Source organism: Haladaptatus sp. R4 (assembly GCF_001625445.1).
In the GTDB taxonomy this organism is placed as follows: Archaea; Halobacteriota; Halobacteria; order Halobacteriales; family Haladaptataceae; genus Haladaptatus.
In genome coordinates, this window is the sequence record NZ_LWHG01000005.1 from 62,688 (window position 1) to 78,437 (window position 15,750).

14 protein-coding genes are annotated in these 15,750 nt (G+C 57.6%); 4 read left to right on the forward strand and 10 right to left on the reverse strand.

What is annotated here, in order from left to right; translation table 11 throughout:
• Positions 1–18 precede the first annotated feature (18 nt).
• Together A4G99_RS02650 and glmU are read left to right on the forward strand one after the other, a co-directional pair.
• Complete coding sequence (locus tag A4G99_RS02650; protein WP_066139099.1) at positions 19–387, forward strand: hypothetical protein; 369 nt, start codon at positions 19–21, stop codon at positions 385–387.
• A gap of 52 nt (positions 388–439) precedes the next feature.
• Entirely contained in the window at positions 440–1,621 is a 1,182-nt protein-coding gene (gene glmU / locus A4G99_RS02655; RefSeq protein WP_066139103.1) for a bifunctional sugar-1-phosphate nucleotidylyltransferase/acetyltransferase, read from the forward strand.
• 62 nt (positions 1,622–1,683) lie between these two features.
• Here glmU and A4G99_RS02660 read toward each other — a convergent pair whose 3' ends face one another.
• The 9 genes from A4G99_RS02660 to A4G99_RS02700 all read right to left on the reverse strand — a co-directional run bounded on the left by A4G99_RS02660 (position 1,684) and on the right by A4G99_RS02700 (position 9,673).
• Complete coding sequence (locus tag A4G99_RS02660) at positions 1,684–1,908, reverse strand: hypothetical protein (protein ID WP_223301640.1); 225 nt, start codon at positions 1,906–1,908, stop codon at positions 1,684–1,686.
• 133 nt (positions 1,909–2,041) lie between these two features.
• Positions 2,042–3,043: a helix-turn-helix domain-containing protein gene (locus A4G99_RS02665; RefSeq protein WP_223301641.1), complete on the reverse strand. Its 1,002-nt coding sequence runs from the start codon at positions 3,041–3,043 to the stop codon at positions 2,042–2,044.
• A gap of 375 nt (positions 3,044–3,418) precedes the next feature.
• Complete coding sequence (locus A4G99_RS02670; RefSeq protein ID WP_066139107.1) at positions 3,419–4,003, reverse strand: hypothetical protein; 585 nt, start codon at positions 4,001–4,003, stop codon at positions 3,419–3,421.
• A 356-nt stretch (positions 4,004–4,359) separates the two neighbouring features.
• Complete coding sequence (locus A4G99_RS02675) at positions 4,360–5,274, reverse strand: glycosyltransferase family 2 protein (RefSeq protein WP_066139110.1); 915 nt, start codon at positions 5,272–5,274, stop codon at positions 4,360–4,362.
• 45 nt (positions 5,275–5,319) lie between these two features.
• Positions 5,320–6,015: a hypothetical protein gene (locus A4G99_RS02680; protein ID WP_066139114.1), complete on the reverse strand. Its 696-nt coding sequence runs from the start codon at positions 6,013–6,015 to the stop codon at positions 5,320–5,322.
• The gene (locus A4G99_RS02685) at positions 6,012–7,259 is read right to left on the reverse strand and encodes a DUF58 domain-containing protein (protein WP_066139117.1); all 1,248 of its coding nucleotides are present in this window, start codon (positions 7,257–7,259) and stop codon (positions 6,012–6,014) included. Before A4G99_RS02685 ends, A4G99_RS02680 begins: the two co-directional genes overlap by 4 nt.
• Positions 7,256–7,837, reverse strand: a complete 582-nt coding sequence (locus tag A4G99_RS02690) for a hypothetical protein (protein WP_066139122.1) — start codon at positions 7,835–7,837, stop codon at positions 7,256–7,258. The genes A4G99_RS02685 and A4G99_RS02690 overlap by 4 nt, the downstream gene beginning before the upstream one ends.
• On the reverse strand, positions 7,834–8,568 hold the full coding sequence (locus A4G99_RS02695) for a DUF4129 domain-containing protein (RefSeq protein ID WP_066139124.1): 735 nt from the start codon (positions 8,566–8,568) through the stop codon (positions 7,834–7,836). Before A4G99_RS02695 ends, A4G99_RS02690 begins: the two co-directional genes overlap by 4 nt.
• Positions 8,569–8,734: 166 nt before the next feature.
• Complete coding sequence (locus A4G99_RS02700) at positions 8,735–9,673, reverse strand: glycosyltransferase (RefSeq protein ID WP_066139170.1); 939 nt, start codon at positions 9,671–9,673, stop codon at positions 8,735–8,737.
• Positions 9,674–10,194: 521 nt separating this feature from the next.
• On the opposite strand from A4G99_RS02700, the gene A4G99_RS02705 reads away from it, so the two are divergent.
• Positions 10,195–11,700 (forward strand): right-handed parallel beta-helix repeat-containing protein, encoded by a 1,506-nt coding sequence (locus A4G99_RS02705; protein WP_223301643.1) that lies wholly within the window; start codon positions 10,195–10,197, stop codon positions 11,698–11,700.
• A gap of 160 nt (positions 11,701–11,860) precedes the next feature.
• Entirely contained in the window at positions 11,861–14,221 is a 2,361-nt protein-coding gene (locus A4G99_RS02710) for a flippase (protein ID WP_082837689.1), read from the forward strand.
• A gap of 560 nt (positions 14,222–14,781) precedes the next feature.
• Here A4G99_RS02710 and A4G99_RS02715 read toward each other — a convergent pair.
• Positions 14,782–15,750: polysaccharide deacetylase family protein (locus A4G99_RS02715; protein WP_066139175.1), on the reverse strand; the 969-nt coding region annotated here is incomplete at its 5' end.

Below are 15,750 nucleotides of genomic sequence, written 5' to 3' on the forward strand. Positions count from 1 at the left end.
CGTGAGCGAGGGAGCAGAATGAAACAAGTTGCCAATCATACGGTCAAGGAAGCGAACGGCTGTTACAGTGGTATTCCGGTCCGTATCGAGGATTATCGGCTCCAACGCAACGTCTACGGTGGGATCGAATGGTCGGATGGGGTTGAATCGGTGATCTGCCGTCGAGTCGGTGACCAGTGGCAAGCACTCGTCGTTCGGAACGGGGAAACAAGAACGCTCTTCCCCGGACTCGGGTCACAAAACCACGCCCTGTGGTTGGCGCGTGAGTATCTGGAGTTCGAGCAGACGTACGATGGTATGGATGTTTGGGAAGATCTCCCATCCCGAGAGCAGTCGAATCCGTTCCGTGACATGATTTCGTCCACGCAGAACTCGTTCCGCGTGTAGTTCGCTCGTTAGCCCGTGAATAATTATACGCCTTCTAGCGGAAGATACTGCTATGCAAGCAATCGTTCTGGCCGCAGGTGAGGGTACACGAATGCGACCGCTATCCGCATCGTGTCCGAAGCCCATGTTGCCGGTTGCAGAGGAACCACTTGTCGCTCACACGGCGCGTGCCGCCGTCGAAGCGGGTGCGGAAGAACTCGTTCTCGTCGTCGGCTACGAGGCTGACACCGTTCGAGAGTACTTCGGCGCGGAGTACGCCGGAATCCCGGTCAAATACTCGGTACAGGAAGAGCAACGCGGGACGGCCGACGCGGTTCGCGCGGCCCGAGAACACATCGACGGGCCGTTTGCGGTCCTCAACGGCGACAATCTCTACGATACCGCTGCCGTCAAACAGCTACTCTCGAACGGTCCCGGTGTGGGGACGTACCGAGTCAATGATCCTTCGAATTACGGCGTCATCTCGACGGATGGTGACCGTGCGACGGGTATCGTCGAGAAACCGGACGACCCGCCGACGGACCTCGCCAACACTGGTGCATACGTGTTCCCTGAAGAAGCGCGTGACTGGCTCGACGTCGGTGAGAGCGAGCGCGGCGAGTTCGAAATCACGGACGTAGTGGAGCGCGTCATCGAGGAATACGACGTCACTGCCGTCGAAGTCGAACGGTGGCTCGACGTGGGACGTCCGTGGGAACTGCTCGAAGCGAACGAATGGAAAATCGGCGAATTGGAACGCGATATCCGTGGGGACGTGAGCGATGGGGCCACGATCACGGGGGATGTAGTCGTGGAAGAGGGTGCAACGGTCAAATCCGGCGTCGTTATCGAGGGACCGGCGCTGATCCGTTCGGACGCAACCATTGGGCCGAACGCGTACATTCGGGGTGCAACGCTCGTGGATAATGGCGCAAAAGTCGGTCACAGCGTCGAAGTGAAAAACAGCGTCCTGTCGCCGGGTGCGACGGTCGGTCATCTCTCCTACGTCGGTGATAGCGTCCTCGGTCGTGACGTGAACTTCGGTGCGGGAACGAACGTGGCCAACCTCCGTCACGACGGTAAGTCGGTCAAACACACGGTGAAAGGCGACCGCGTTTCCACCGGACGGCGGAAGTTCGGTGTCGTCGTCGGCGACAACGTGAAAACGGGCATCAACACCAGTCTCTATCCGGGTGTCACGCTCTCGGAGGGTGTGGTGACACTCCCGAACGAGGAAGTCTCTCGAGACAAGTAACTCCGCGCTGTCCGTTATTTTCGATTATGGAATGAAGTGAGAAGTAAAGGTGCGCGTTAGCACTACCGCATTTCCTCTCGGGCGAGGTTGGCTTCGACGGGGTCGTTGGCACGTCCCTTCTTCACTTCGGTTGCAGTCATACATTCGAAACAGCCGTAGACTTCGTTTCGGTTGTTCCCGAACACGCGGGCGAACTGGGGGGTCACGAACGAACTGCAGTTACGACACTGCGTATCGGCCATCGTGCTATCGTCGACGTTTCGGGAACCGCTCATGTCTATCGACATTGTATCCCATCCTTCACAGGGTACCACTATTATTATCCAGCAATTAAGGAGATGAAATTGGACGAAATCATATCGAATCTCTGTATTGTTCCAGCCGTTTCACCTTGCCTGTGCGGGGTTTTTAAATATCTATCTAGCTATACGAATCTTCTTCATGTGGCGACCGAGCACCGTTAGGTTTCGCGCCTTCGAGGTATACAATGTTACCACGACCGACGCGCAATCGATTGATGTCACCCCGTTCTTCCATTCTGGAGAGCAGTCTGCTTACCTTCGACTTCGACCACCCGGTTTCCTCGACGATATCCACCTGTTTCATCCGATCTCGATTATTGCGCAGGAGTTTCAACACTTGACCTTCGTCGGTGAGGATGTCCTCGTCACCGTCGGTGTCGCTCTCCTCTGATTTCGTTACCGGTATCGAGGTGGTTCCCGATTCGGGGACCGGTGTCGGTGGATCGGGGTCGTCGCGACCGACCCGCCAGAGCAGGGCTGCAGCGCCGAAAATACCGATACCGACGACACCGACGAGCAGGAGTTGTATTCCCGAAAGACCGCTCGATTGCTGGTCTTTCGTAGCCGTCGTCGTTTTCGACGGTTGTGTAGTCGATCTCGCAACGTTCGGGTTCATCGGTTCGGGGTCCTTTGCATCGTTGACGCCGTCCCCATCGCTATCCGCCTTGTTCGGGTTCGTTCCGCTGAGTATCTCCTTTCCGTCGAGTATACTGTCATTATCGCTGTCCTTGCTGACTGGGTTCGTTCCCCATTTGTTGACTTCCTCCCCGTCGTTGAGTCCGTCGCTGTCTATGTCCGAATCGTTGAGGGCATCAGCCGGCCAATCCTTCTTCTGTATTTTGTCGGCCTCGAACTCGTTCGTCAGACCGTCTTGGTCGTAGTCTCCCCCTTTCGTGATGACCGTCTGGTTGATCGTTCGACTGTCGATGATCGGAACGTCGCTTCCGAACGTGGGTCTCAGTCGGAAATAGAGCGTCCGCTTTCCGGTTTCGGTCGCGTTAGAGCCGTTGAGTGTGACGGTCGCGGTCGAACCGTTTCCGACGGTCGCACTTTGACAGACGATGCTGTGGGGGTCCTTGCCGTCGTACCTTTCCAGTAGGCAGACCGAATACTTCGACACGTTCGAATCTATACGGAATTTTACATCGGCGGTGTACCGTTCGGACTGCCAAACGTACGTCGTCTCGTTCGTTTTCGTGACGACGGCATCTCCGGTTCGATGTATCGAGATAATCCGTCCGGTATCTGTCCCATTCGTCCCCCTTGCTGTTGCCGGAACCACGGCGACACCGACGACGAGGAAAACGACAAGGACAGCATGGATAACCAACCAAATATGGTTCCGGTGACCGAACATTTGTTTCGAGTACGTAGTCGGACGCTTAGTTCCTTCGCCATATAGTTCTACGTCAGACAAAATTGATATGAATTCATTCTAAATTATCAAAACATATAAAACCGATCTCACAAGACGATTCGTTTCGGACGCTTGTCGTTATCGGAGGGCGATCTGCATGGCGGATATCATCGCGTACAGTCCGACGACGAATGCACCGAGAAGGTTGGTCGATGCGGCCGAGACGAGCGGTGCGTTCAACCACGCTGCCGCGAACGTTCCCGCGCTGACTGCGGTCGCCCACCGGTAGTAACTGAACCAGCGGTCGGTATCCGACTCGACGTCGATTTCGGTTTCCGATGTTTCGGACTCGATAGACGGTTCGAGGTACGGATCGAATTCGTCGGCCAGGTCACCACGTTCGACGATTCCACGACTCTTGTTGTACTCGATGATGCCTTCGCTGTCGAGTTTCGGCAGGTGGGACTGATAGAGGGCGATGTACACGCGTTGGCGTTCGTCCGAAGCGAGTGCTTGAACGGTGGTGTCGTTTTCCCATGCGGCGACTTGTTCCGCGAGGTCGCGCATTTCCACGGGGTTGTCGTGCTCTTTGAGATATCGTAGGGCGTGTCGCCGCCGTTGTGTCTGAAGGATGTGGAAGATTTTGTCCTTCGTGAGGTTTTCCGATTCGTTCTCGTTCGGCAACGACGGGGCTTCAGAGAGAGTTTGCGTCGTAGCGCTCATGTTTCTTCGACGGTATCCAGACGGGGACACATCATAAAATAGACCGACCCTCTCGCTTTCTTGCACGCCGTTGCATTCCGTTTACGTCTTGCGATTGTACGGTTTGAACGGAGTGAACCCACCGTGAATGTATGCCTCTTCGGAGATATTTTATCGTGGGAACAAAATGTGTGCTATTGTCTAACTACCTGACAGTGATTGAAACAGCGTTAGCACCGTGAACGATACGATCACTACTCCCGTTGATTGGGCAGGTGTCAACCACCTAAGCGGGCCGAATCCGAGGATGGTACCGCCGAATAGAAGCGTCGAGAGTACCGAGAGGGCCAGATAGTAGTGTGCGTATCGTGGTCGCGTCATCCGATATTTACTCTAACTCCCTTGTAAACGTTCATCAGCAAGCCGGGTAGCTGTCGTACTTCCGGTTTACGCGACTGGCGGAGGTACCGGAATCCCGTCCTGAGCTGTCCTTCGTTCAGGAAATGTCTAGCGAGGATATAGTGATGTGCTCCGGTCACGTCTATTCCCTGTCGTTCTAGTTGCTCGACTTCTTTTGCGAACGTCCGACGGTAGTGTTCGTCAGCTTTTGCCACCGAATCCGCCGACGGTGACCCCGTCTCGTAGCGGAGGAGGAGCGTTTCGTTCACGCAGGCGAGTTTTCCGTGCTTGAGGACACGGATGAGGAACTCGGGGTCCTGAAATCGGGAGAACGACTCGTCGAACCCGTTGATTTTCCGAACGACCTCGCTCTTCACGATGAGCGTCGATCCCGCACTGGTGTGAAGGTCGTCGCTCAATACCAGGCCGATAAGTTCCTTACCGCCCTCCGCACCTTCTGCTTTGTTTCGACGCGAAATGAACTCCGTCACCCATTTTATCGCCGGGTTCTGTCCGCCCGGATGGACGGTTTCCGCCTTACAGTACGCCGCAACCCACTCGTCGGAGCGAAGTTCTAGGGTGAGAACCTGTTTTTCGAGTTTCGTGGGTAGCCACACGTCGTCCGAGTCGAGAAACGCCATGTATTCGCCCTCGGCGTGTTCTATTCCCGTGTTTCGTGCGGCACTCGCACCCTGATTTTCGTCGTGTTCGAAGAACCGTATTCGGTCGTCATCGTACGAATCGACGACCGAGGCGGTGTCGTCGTCCGATGCATCGTCGACGATGATGAGTTCTAAATCTTCGAGCGTCTGTGAAAGAACGCTCTCGACGGTTCGAGGCAAAGAGTGTGCACGGTTGTACGTCGGGACGATAACACTCACAGTCGGGGGCATTCGTTGCTCGTAGGTCCGTTCCCGCTGTGCTTTATTATCGACTTACTAATCGTGGAGGGCCACAGCGAGGAGGACGACCGCGACCAACAGGAGCACCAGCGACGCCAAGGAGAGACCCGATGGCCCGACTCCTCCCGAGAATTTCGCCGCCTCGACCGCGACGAACGCGACGGCCCCGGTCCCGACGATGTGAACGAGTTCGATCTCCCGCGTATCGCGTCCGCGACCGAGATGCTCCCCGACGTTGATGGCGTGTTCGCCCGCGTCCCATGCGACGACGGTTGCGGCACCCGCCACCAGTAACGTCCCGATCGTTACCGCGTTGAAGATACCGGACGCGAGTACGCCGATGAAGACGAGCGCAGTACCGACTTTCACGAGCGTGCGCGACCCTGTCCCACGCACCGGTACGAGTGCCAGCGCGAGCACGAAGACGCCGATAAGCCCCGGAATCAACCGGATGAATCCGCTCAATCTAGCGATTCCGGCGGACGCGACGGCAAGCGCACCGACGACCCCGGCGACACCGACGACCCCGACCAACGCGCCCGAGATGAGCCACTCACGTCGCCAGAGACCGGCCCCACCGGCGAGGGCGGCGACACCGACGAGTTCGAGGACGAGCGTGAGTGATGACGCGCCGAGTTCCCACATCGCGAGCAGTGCGATACCGACCGCGAGCGCGCTCGCGACGCGTGTCGGTCGTTGGGTCGCAGTCGTGGTTCCGGTTACCGTGCTCATGCGTGCACCCTCCGTGGGCGATTCAGCAGTGCCGCGGCGAGCGGCGTCTCTGGGTCCCACTCGATGACCGGAATATCCGCCTTTCGAAGCGCACTGAGTCGGTTTCTCCGTTCGACGCCAGCGAGCCGTTGGCCGACGCTTTCCTCGTCGGTTACGTCGGGGCTGATGACGCTCACGGGGTGTCCGTACGCGTCGAGGCGACGCGCCGTCTCGATGATGGCTTGATCCGAGAGCGGGGAGAGCAACACCACTTGTGCTGCGCTGGGAAGCCGCATACGGAGCTGTTCGAGCTGTTCCCCGTGGTCCGCTTCTTCAGTCGGCGGAAACGATGCGAACGCGGTATGTGTCGCAAGCAACTGTTGGGCATTCGCTCGATGTGACCGTCCCGCACCGGGTTCCAACCAGCACATCTCGCGGCCGAACGCCGCGAGACCGACGAGATTACGATCACGATGCAGCGACGCGAGCAGCTGTTCCGCCGCGGAAACGCTGTACGCAACCGCGTGTGGTTCGTCCGTCGAAGCCCGGTAGGCGACGGCCCGTGCGTCCACGAGAACGACGACCGTCGCGGCGTTCTCCTCGCGGTATTCGACGGTCGTCAAGGAGCCGGTTCGAGCGTATCGGTTCCAGTCGATGCGGTGCATGGCGTCCCCGGCACGATACTCGCGGGTTCGGTAGAATTCGATGCCGCTCCCGCCTTTTTGGGCGACGATGCGACCGACCTGGTCGAGCGTCTTGTCCCGGAGCGAACTATCGGTCTCGGTCCCGGTACAGTCGAGTTCCGTATCCGCGGCCACGGTCGTTTCCACCTCGTGTGCGCCGCTCAGATCACGGGCGACGACGACGGCGGGTTCGAACGGGTGTTTCCCGTGCTTGGCCTGTACCCGATACGAAAAACTCACCGAGCGACCGGGCCAGAAGGCGACCCCTTTCCGCGGGGAACCGCCGGAAACCGAAAGCAGTGCGGGTACCCCGTCCACGATGCGAACGTCGGGGAGGAACCCACCCTCGTTCGTCACCGTCACCGTTACCGTGACTTCGTCCCCGGGCTGTGGTGTACTGTTGCTGAGTCGCCGTTCGAGTCGGAGCTTCGGTTCTGGCTCCCCCGTGACGCTCGGGTACGCCGCAAAGACGACGCCGATCACGGCGAGCAAAAGCATCGATGGACGGTTGACGGCGAGACCGACCGCACCGGCGGCGAGGGAGAGCGCGATGACACCGCGCCAACGATGTGTTTCGGTCATAGTCGCTCACCCTTGTCCGCGATCTCCGTGGCGGTGCGGCGAGCGCAACGCTGGTGCCACGACCGACCGGTCAAGACGGTCGAAACACGGCCCCCGGTACCCACTCCCGAGACGTTGGAACTGCCAAGATAGGCCGCTACAGCCGGGTCGTCGGTCCATTCCCCCGATTCGACCAACTGTCGAGCATCCTTCCGGGTGCAGTTTTCGGCCCGCATCACGGTTTCGACGGCCGCCGTTCGAAGCCGTTCTTCGACGCTCCGTCGGTGCTTCCGACCGACGAACGGGAGTCGGAAGGACCACGACCCGATGGTTTCATCGAAGTCGTTACCCGCGGGAGGAACCGTCACTGGCTCTTCGGGAGTGGGCATGTCGGCTTGAACGAGATTCCCGTTCCTACCGGAACCGAGGACGGGAATCGCCACGAGCAGGCCGAACGCGCCGATAGCGACGACGAGCAGATAGTCGTTCCCGAGCGTCGCCACGAGCGAACGAATCGGTATCGCGTTCGCATCGCCAGCGACCGCGAAGACAAGCGCGAGCACTCCGACGAGTCCGAGCATGACACGGCGCCCGTTCATGATCCCATCCCGAGTCTGTCGGTTTCGTGGTGAATTCGGCCGAGTCGGTCGTCGGTGATCGGTTCTCCGCCATACCGGACCTCTTCGAACGTGCGCGTCAGGGCACGAACGGCGTCCTCGTCGCCACCCGCGTCGATGGCCTCGCGTGCACATTCTCCGGGGGTTTTGGTGTGTGGTCGATCGACGCCGAAGCGTTCGACCATCGCCCACCACGCCTGCTCGATTTCGTTCGACGGATCAGGTGTCGGTGCCGGTGTTGGTGTTCGTTCGTATCCCCCGGCGTTCCGCTCGTCCGACCCGCCGAACAACCGGTCGTGGAAGCGAACGCCGACCGCGACGCCGCCGACGATGACGAAGACCGGAACGATCCAAACCAGCCATCGGACGAGTTCCCGAAGCAGCGCGAGGAGGTCGTCGAGGAACTCCATCTTCTGCCACGACGATTTCGATTTCGAGTGCTTTGCTTGCTTGCTCGCGCTGGATTGACGTTGTTGCTGGTTCGACTGCTGCTGTTGATCGTTCGACTGTGATGCCGTCGGTGCCCCCTTCGATTGAGCTTCCCGTTTCAACTCCCCTGCGTCGGTCGGGTTGATGGGAAGCGACTTGTAATTGACATCGATGACGTCGTCGGGATTGGTGTGAACCGCCTTCCCGAGCGTCGAAGCTGACGTGCCGATGGCGAAGATACAACACAACGCGATGCCCGCTGCGAGGAGTCTATCCGTGTTCATATGGTATCCCCGTCGGTAGTTGGGTATCCGGTTCCACCGGAAACATGGATAGTGTATGGCTCCTTACCGGGTTAATTATAGACTTCGTAATAGATCAGTAGGCGCACCAGTACTCCGAAAAAAGACCGTTTCAATCCGTTGCAGAAGTGGCGGTTCGTTGATGATTTTACCGAGACCCCGCCACTTTCGAACCGCGATCAGCGAGCACTCGGTCGTACACGTCAACGATCGAGTCAGCCATTTCATCGACGCTCAGTCCGTCTATTGCAGTTCGCCCGTCCGAAGGGTCACCCCGGGTGAGCACGTCTTCGACCGCGGAAACCAGTTCACTGTCAACGTTCGAGACGGTGCAGTTCGAAACGCCGTCGAGCACTTCACGAACGAACCCGACATCGGTCGAGATGACCGGCAGGTTACACGCCGCGGCCTCCTTGACGACCATCGGTCCGGCCTCCCGTTTCGAACTGACGAGGAGGACGTCGCTCGCGTTCATGTAGTACGGGATTTTCTCGTGTGGAACGCCGGACACTGCACGCAGGTCGGCATCGACGTCGGCCTGCTCGACGATGCGTTTCGCCCGCGCGAAATCCTTGACGTCCCGCGAGGTGTCGTACGGAAAGAGGATGATGGGGACGTCGGAATCCCAGCCGATCCGTTCGCGGGCTTCCTGCTGTGGGATCGGTCGAAAGCGTTCGGTATCGACGCCGAACGGGATGAGCGAGTGGGGACCGGAGTAGTTGGCGGCCATCGCTTTCGTCGGCAGGATAACCGCATCCGCCTGCCGCGCAACTGCCGTACTGAGACGGGGGAGCCACCCGTTTTCGCTCATCAGGTCGGTTCCCCAAAACGTGATCACGAGCGGGCGAATGGGTTGAGCGAGCGCGAAGGGGGTGACGAGGCCGTAGTTCGCGTGGACGAGGTCGTACTCGGAGAGCGAATGACGGAGTACCGTGGGATAATAGCGTAGATAGTCGGTTATCGAACGGCCACCCTCCGCCGGACGGGGGACCGTTACCGTCGTGCACTCGATGTTTCGTTCCTCCAATTCTCGAATCTGGAGGTCGAAGAACGGACGCGGTGTCGTGACGAGTTGTAACACCTTCATGCTCTCGTGTCGCTCGACTCGGGTGCCGTCCGTTCCGATAGACGTCATTCTCTGTCGTATAGATGCTCCATGCGGCTTTTATTATATACCGACTAAGCATCGTGAACACGGAATCACTGCTCGGAAGGAATCTTGAACGAAATTTTTGTTTTCGATTTTATGAATTCTATGATATACATTCACCATCAAATATAGTGATTGATCTGACTGTTGAATAGGACTGCTGAGTTTTCGACTCGTTTTTCTGATCCCACCGGTTGTGTGGTAAGTTACCACAGTCATGGGACTTAAAGAATGGAACTACTAAGCCACAGACTTTGGCCAAAAGGTTCTAATATAGACTATTGTTGACCGTCAGAACTGCCAACGTACCTGTCTTCCGGTACATCGGGATGGGATTCCTCTCTCACGACGGTTGTCAGTAAACGCTGGGATTCAAAATGACTCAAAAAAGCGACACACATCAATCAATCGACAATAACGATAGAAGATCGACGCACGGAGCATCACGACGTACTTTCATGAAGGGGGTGAGCGCAGCGGGGTTGTGTGCGATCGGGGCACGTACGATGTCCGGTCGAGCGAGTGCGCAGATCCCATATGCTGACGACTACGACACGGTTGTTAACCTCGTAGAAGACGGTGGTGCCGACCCCAACAACGGGGATTCCATCACACCCGTCCTTCGCGAGTATGCGGACGATGACACGCTTCTCTATCTCCCATCGGGCCGCTATTACATGGACGAGCAGTTCCGACACACCGGATTCGACAACTTCGGAATCGTCGGAGAAGACGACACGACCATCGTCCCAGCGAACTACTTCGACTTCAACGACAGGGATTGGAACTACCGACTCTTCCGTCTCGGAATTTCCTACAACCCCGGGAGAAACCTCCGTGTCGAGAACCTCAACATCGACCAAACGGCGGACGATACCGGAATCCGCGTCATCGAAACGGCCGTCGATGACGGTCTTACGGTCCGCGACATCGACATCGAGGGCAAACACGACAGCGGGACGTGGGGGCCAGGTCGATTCGTCATTACCGACTCCAACGGAACGGGTGTCGTCGAGCGGTTCCACGCGCCGGACGGCGGCGCATGGGAAAAGAACACCCCCGGGGACCGACTCTGGCGGGGCCCCACCGGTATCATCTGTAACCACTACAACCGCGGTCGGATGACGTTCAAAGATTGCAGTCTCGGTGGCTTCCCGGACAACGGTCTATACGCAGCCAACGGTTCGGGAAAAATCGTCATTGACGGCGGACACTACGAGAACAGCCAGACAGCAAGCCTCCGAATCGGCGGTGAGGAAAGCATCATCAAGAATGCGACCGTATCCGTGAACGAGAGCGATGGGAAGTCCAACCAACACGCGATTCGCGTCGAGAACACGAATTACATCCGTATCGTGGACTGCGACGTCGAGGTGACCGACCCGAACGGTCACGCCATCAAGTCGATGGACGTCGGACTGCTAAGCGTCGATGGGTCGACCGTTCGAACCGCTGGAGACGACGTCGTGCACGCGTTGGTACTTCAAGGTAGAACCGACAAAGCGCGAATCAAGAATTCGACGTTCGTCCACGATGCGGACGGTGGTTTCTCGATATGGATTCACGACGGAGACGACCAAGTCTTCGTCGAGAATTCGAAATTTACTGGAGACGGGGGTCACGTGAGCGCACGTGCCGCCATCCGCTGTGACCGAGACGACTGCGAGTTCCGGAATCTCGACGTCGAGCAAACCGGTTCGTCCCGTCGCCGGTCACTCGAAATCACCAGCGACGACTGTCTAGTCTACGATGGAAGTTACATCGGGGAGATGACGCCGATAATCGACGCTGGAAGTAGTACGTGGATACAGAGTATCTATTCGGAAGCGGTCAACGGCTCCGCCGGGCTTCGACTCACCGATAGCAGCAGGGACGTGTACATCAAGAAGAACACCATCGTCAACGGTATCGACGACCGTGGCAGCTACGGACTCGCCGGTTGGGGCAACGACTTTAGCGCATAAACAGCGATCCCGGACAACCGTCCTATCCGGTCATTCTTCTCGTATTATCACCGACACCGTCCGATCTAGTTAGTGTATAATAAAGCCCCTTTGGTGGGAAATAGATATCGAGTGTCATCCGAAGAAGACCCCGGTGAAGAGAACGTAGGGTGGTAATTTCGTGCAACGAAGCATGATGAGCGGTCTGCTCTCTGTTGCGGGGACGAAAGTGCTTACTCTGATTATCGGGCTCATCACGACACCGATACTGTATCGGTTGCTCGAACCGAAAGGAGTCGGCATCTACACCACCGTCCTCTCGGTGTTCTCGATGTTCATGATACTGGTGAGCTCCGGAATTACCGACGGGGTTCGTAAATTCCTCGCCGAGGACAGGGATATGGACTGCTGGGAGGAGCACGTCGTCGGATTTTACTTCAGACTCGCCCTGTTGCTTTCCGTCGTCGGGTCTATCGTCCTCGCGCTCTGTGCGTGGTTTGGACTGGTCAAACAGGTGTTCGGTCCCGACTTCGAGCCGTACTTCTACATCCTCGCACTTCTCGTCATGACACAGCAGTTCCGTGCGTATTCCCGGCGGACGCTGATGGGGTTCGGGCTGGAACGCTACTCGGAACCGTTGAAAATCGTTCAACAAGTCGTGTTCCTCGCCGTCGCGCTCCCGTTGGTCAAACTCGGCTTCGGTGTCGGTGGTGCGTTGGCCGGGAAGATAGTGGGAGGTGCGCTCGTCGCGATCATCGGGATGGTACTGGTCACGAGACAGGTGTCACTCAGCGGCGTCGTTCGAAAAACACCGAACGAATTCCCGAGGCGGACGATGTTGACGTTCAATTCGTTGTCCATCGTCCTCATCTTCCTCCTCATGTCGCTGTATCACGTCGACATCCTGATGTTGCAACTGATATCGGGAAGTAACGAGCAAGTCGGCTACTACCGTGCCGCACTAAAGCTCGCGGAATTCCTCTGGTTCATTCCGATGGCTCTGCAAACCGTGTTCGTCCACTCGATGTCGGAGCTGTGGTCGAACGGCGAAACAGAGCGGATTTCGAAGCTCTCGGCGCTGACAACCCGTTATACGTTCCTGTTGACCGGAGTGATGGCCCTCGGACTGGCAGCACTTTCCAACGTCGCTGTCCCCGTGTATTTCGGCAAGGAATACATGCCAGCAGTTACTCCCCTCATCCTCCTGTTGCCGGGAGCGCTTGGCTTCGCGGTTGCACGGCCGATCCTCGCCATCTCCCAGGGGAAGGGGAACCTGAAGTATCCGATCCTCGCCACGGGAACCGCCGCCGGTATGAACTTCGTGCTGAACCTCCTTCTCATCCCTCGATACGGGATGCAGGGTGCGGCCATCTCCACGAGTATCGGATACGGTTCGATGTTCATCTTCCACGTTTGGAGCGCTCGAAGGGTCGGATTCAACCCGCTTTCGGATGCCCGTCTGGGACGGGTACTGGTGACCACGATACTGTCGGCACCGCCCATATTCGTACTCGCGGACATGTTGGACGTTCAGCCGCTCGTTTTCGGGATTCACATCCCGCTGTCGCTGGTCACGGTTCCGCCACTCGGACTGGCGGTCTTCGCGTTCTTCTGCTTTGCAACGGGTGCGTTAGGAGTCTCTGAAGTCCTCGATACGGTCTCGTCGTTCCCTGAACCGCTCGGCTCGCGTGCCGAAACACTGCAAACGAAAGTGAGTGAAAACACGATGTCAACCGACTCGATACAGAAACTGATGATCGTCGCTGGAGTCCTGTTGTTCGTTTCGGGGATCGGATACGCGTTCCTCTCCCCCGGCTTCGGCGGGATTAGCGACCCAACGCAAGGATCGTCGGTGAACGGCACACAAACGACGGCCCCCGGAACAACGCATAGCACCACACCGGCGAAATCACAGACCACGACGAAATCGAAGGAAACCGCGAAAGGGACGACCGCATCGTCCTCGACGACGAGTTCCACACCACCGCCATCTTCGAGTACGACAAGTACAACGAGTACGACGTCGCCACCGGACTCATCAACCACGTCATCGACCACGTCGAGTACCAACCCGCCGCCATCGAGTACGACAAGTACAACGAGTACGACGTCGCCACCGACATCGGGAACCACGACGAGTTCCACGACTTCGACGACGAGTACCACCTCGACGTCGGTAGGAACGACCACCACGACCCCCGCGACGACCAGTACGACTACTACCACGACAACGGCGAACTCGACGACCACTTCAGGATCAACAAGTACCACGACTACGGGTTCGACGACCACCTCGGGATCAACAAGCACGACGACGATGAGTTCGATGACTACTCCGAGATCAACAAGTACCACGACTACGGGTTCGATGACCACCACGGGATCGGCGAGTACCACGACCACAGGTTCGACCAGTACTACGGCCCCAACGTCGAGCACCACATCGTCATCCAGCACTACTGGTAGTTCGGCAGGAACGACCAGCACTACATCGTCCGGAACGTTTCTGATCGCCCCCACGCTGGGAGCCATCACGAACTGAGCGGTCGTTGATGGCGTGTGACGCAAAACCCATCGTGGAGGATATCGGAACTCGAATCCGGAGTATCAGAGTCGATTGAGGGGACGGTTTCGAACTAGCGGATACGTCCGTACCGTAGCGGAGAGGGTACTGCTTTTCGGGACATCATCGAGCCACGAGGGTTGTTTCTCGACGGGACATCGTTCGGCGAATAGCATGTGATCACAGGCCTCCATCGACGAGCACACGAGGGACAAACCGCGGTGGACAGCCCCGACACACGAACCAACCGAATCGAGCGGAGAGCGGCGGGACGAGAGTACACGAAAGTCGGAGACGGCCCTCAATCGAGTCACAGTCCGTGGGGATCACCCTGTGCCGACCCCGTGTCCGTGATGGTGAGACGATCAGGACGGTCGAAACAACGACCACGTAGCCCACGAAGGAGATGAACGGATAAAATCGAGCACGAGACGGCTCGGCGTCACGAGTGACGGAAAATCCGTACGACTCGTGAAGGGAATCCAAAAAAGGACGACGGTCGCGGGGAAAGAAAGCGAATGACGGGCGAGTCGAGCGGTTTAGATGAGCATCCCTTTCTTCTCAAGGTCGGAAAGGGTAACGACTTCGACGTTGCTCTGTTTGATGTAGTCCAGGAGATGCTTGAATTTCTTCTCCGGGAATCCGTTCTCCCCGCCGATGTCGTGGAACAGGAGTGGGGTTAGCTGCTTGTACCGGGCAGCGTAGTCGATATACTGTTTAGTGGTCTTGAGGTCGCCGGTACCGTAGATACGCGAGATGAGGGTGTCCTTCTTGATGGCCGGAATCGCGTTCGGCGAGCCGCCGAACGTCATCGTCACGTCGAAGTACTTCTGTGCGAGCTCGAACGTGTTCGGACCGACGACGTTCTTCGGGACAGCCATGTACTTGTAGCCATCGTAATCACGCGCTTTGAGCCACTGTTGTGCCTCCTGTATGAGCTTCTCTTGGTCCTTGCGCGAGCGCTCGTCCATCTGCTTCGCTCCTGTGTTCGGGTGACAGATCATATCCCACCCGTCACCGACCATCTTGCGCATCTTCGGCTGCGTGAGATAGCCGTCGTCATAGAGTGCGTCAGGAATGATAGCAATAACACCGGGGAAGCCGTAGCCTTTCATCATCTTGTAGGCTTTCGAGTACTGCGATTCGCGCCCATCGTCGAACGTAAGCATGACCTTTCCCTTGTCCGGTGCGGGTACCGTCTTCACGTCGTCGACGTAGAAATCGATCGGCTTCGTCGTGTTGGAGTCCTTCGGACGACCCGCGATGCGGATCTCGTATACCTTGGACAAATCGATGTTCTTCGGATCCATCTGACCGGTGACACCGAGATTGACGCGGATCCACTTCCCTTTCGGACCGTAAAGCGTGCGCGTCATCGAGACGATGTGGCCGCGATCGGGGGCGAAGAGTTGCACCTCGATCTTCGAGTACTCGTGTGACGTACACTTGTACGCAAGGGAGAGGTTCTTGTTTCTGAGATCAGCAGGATCACTACTGTAATCGATGCG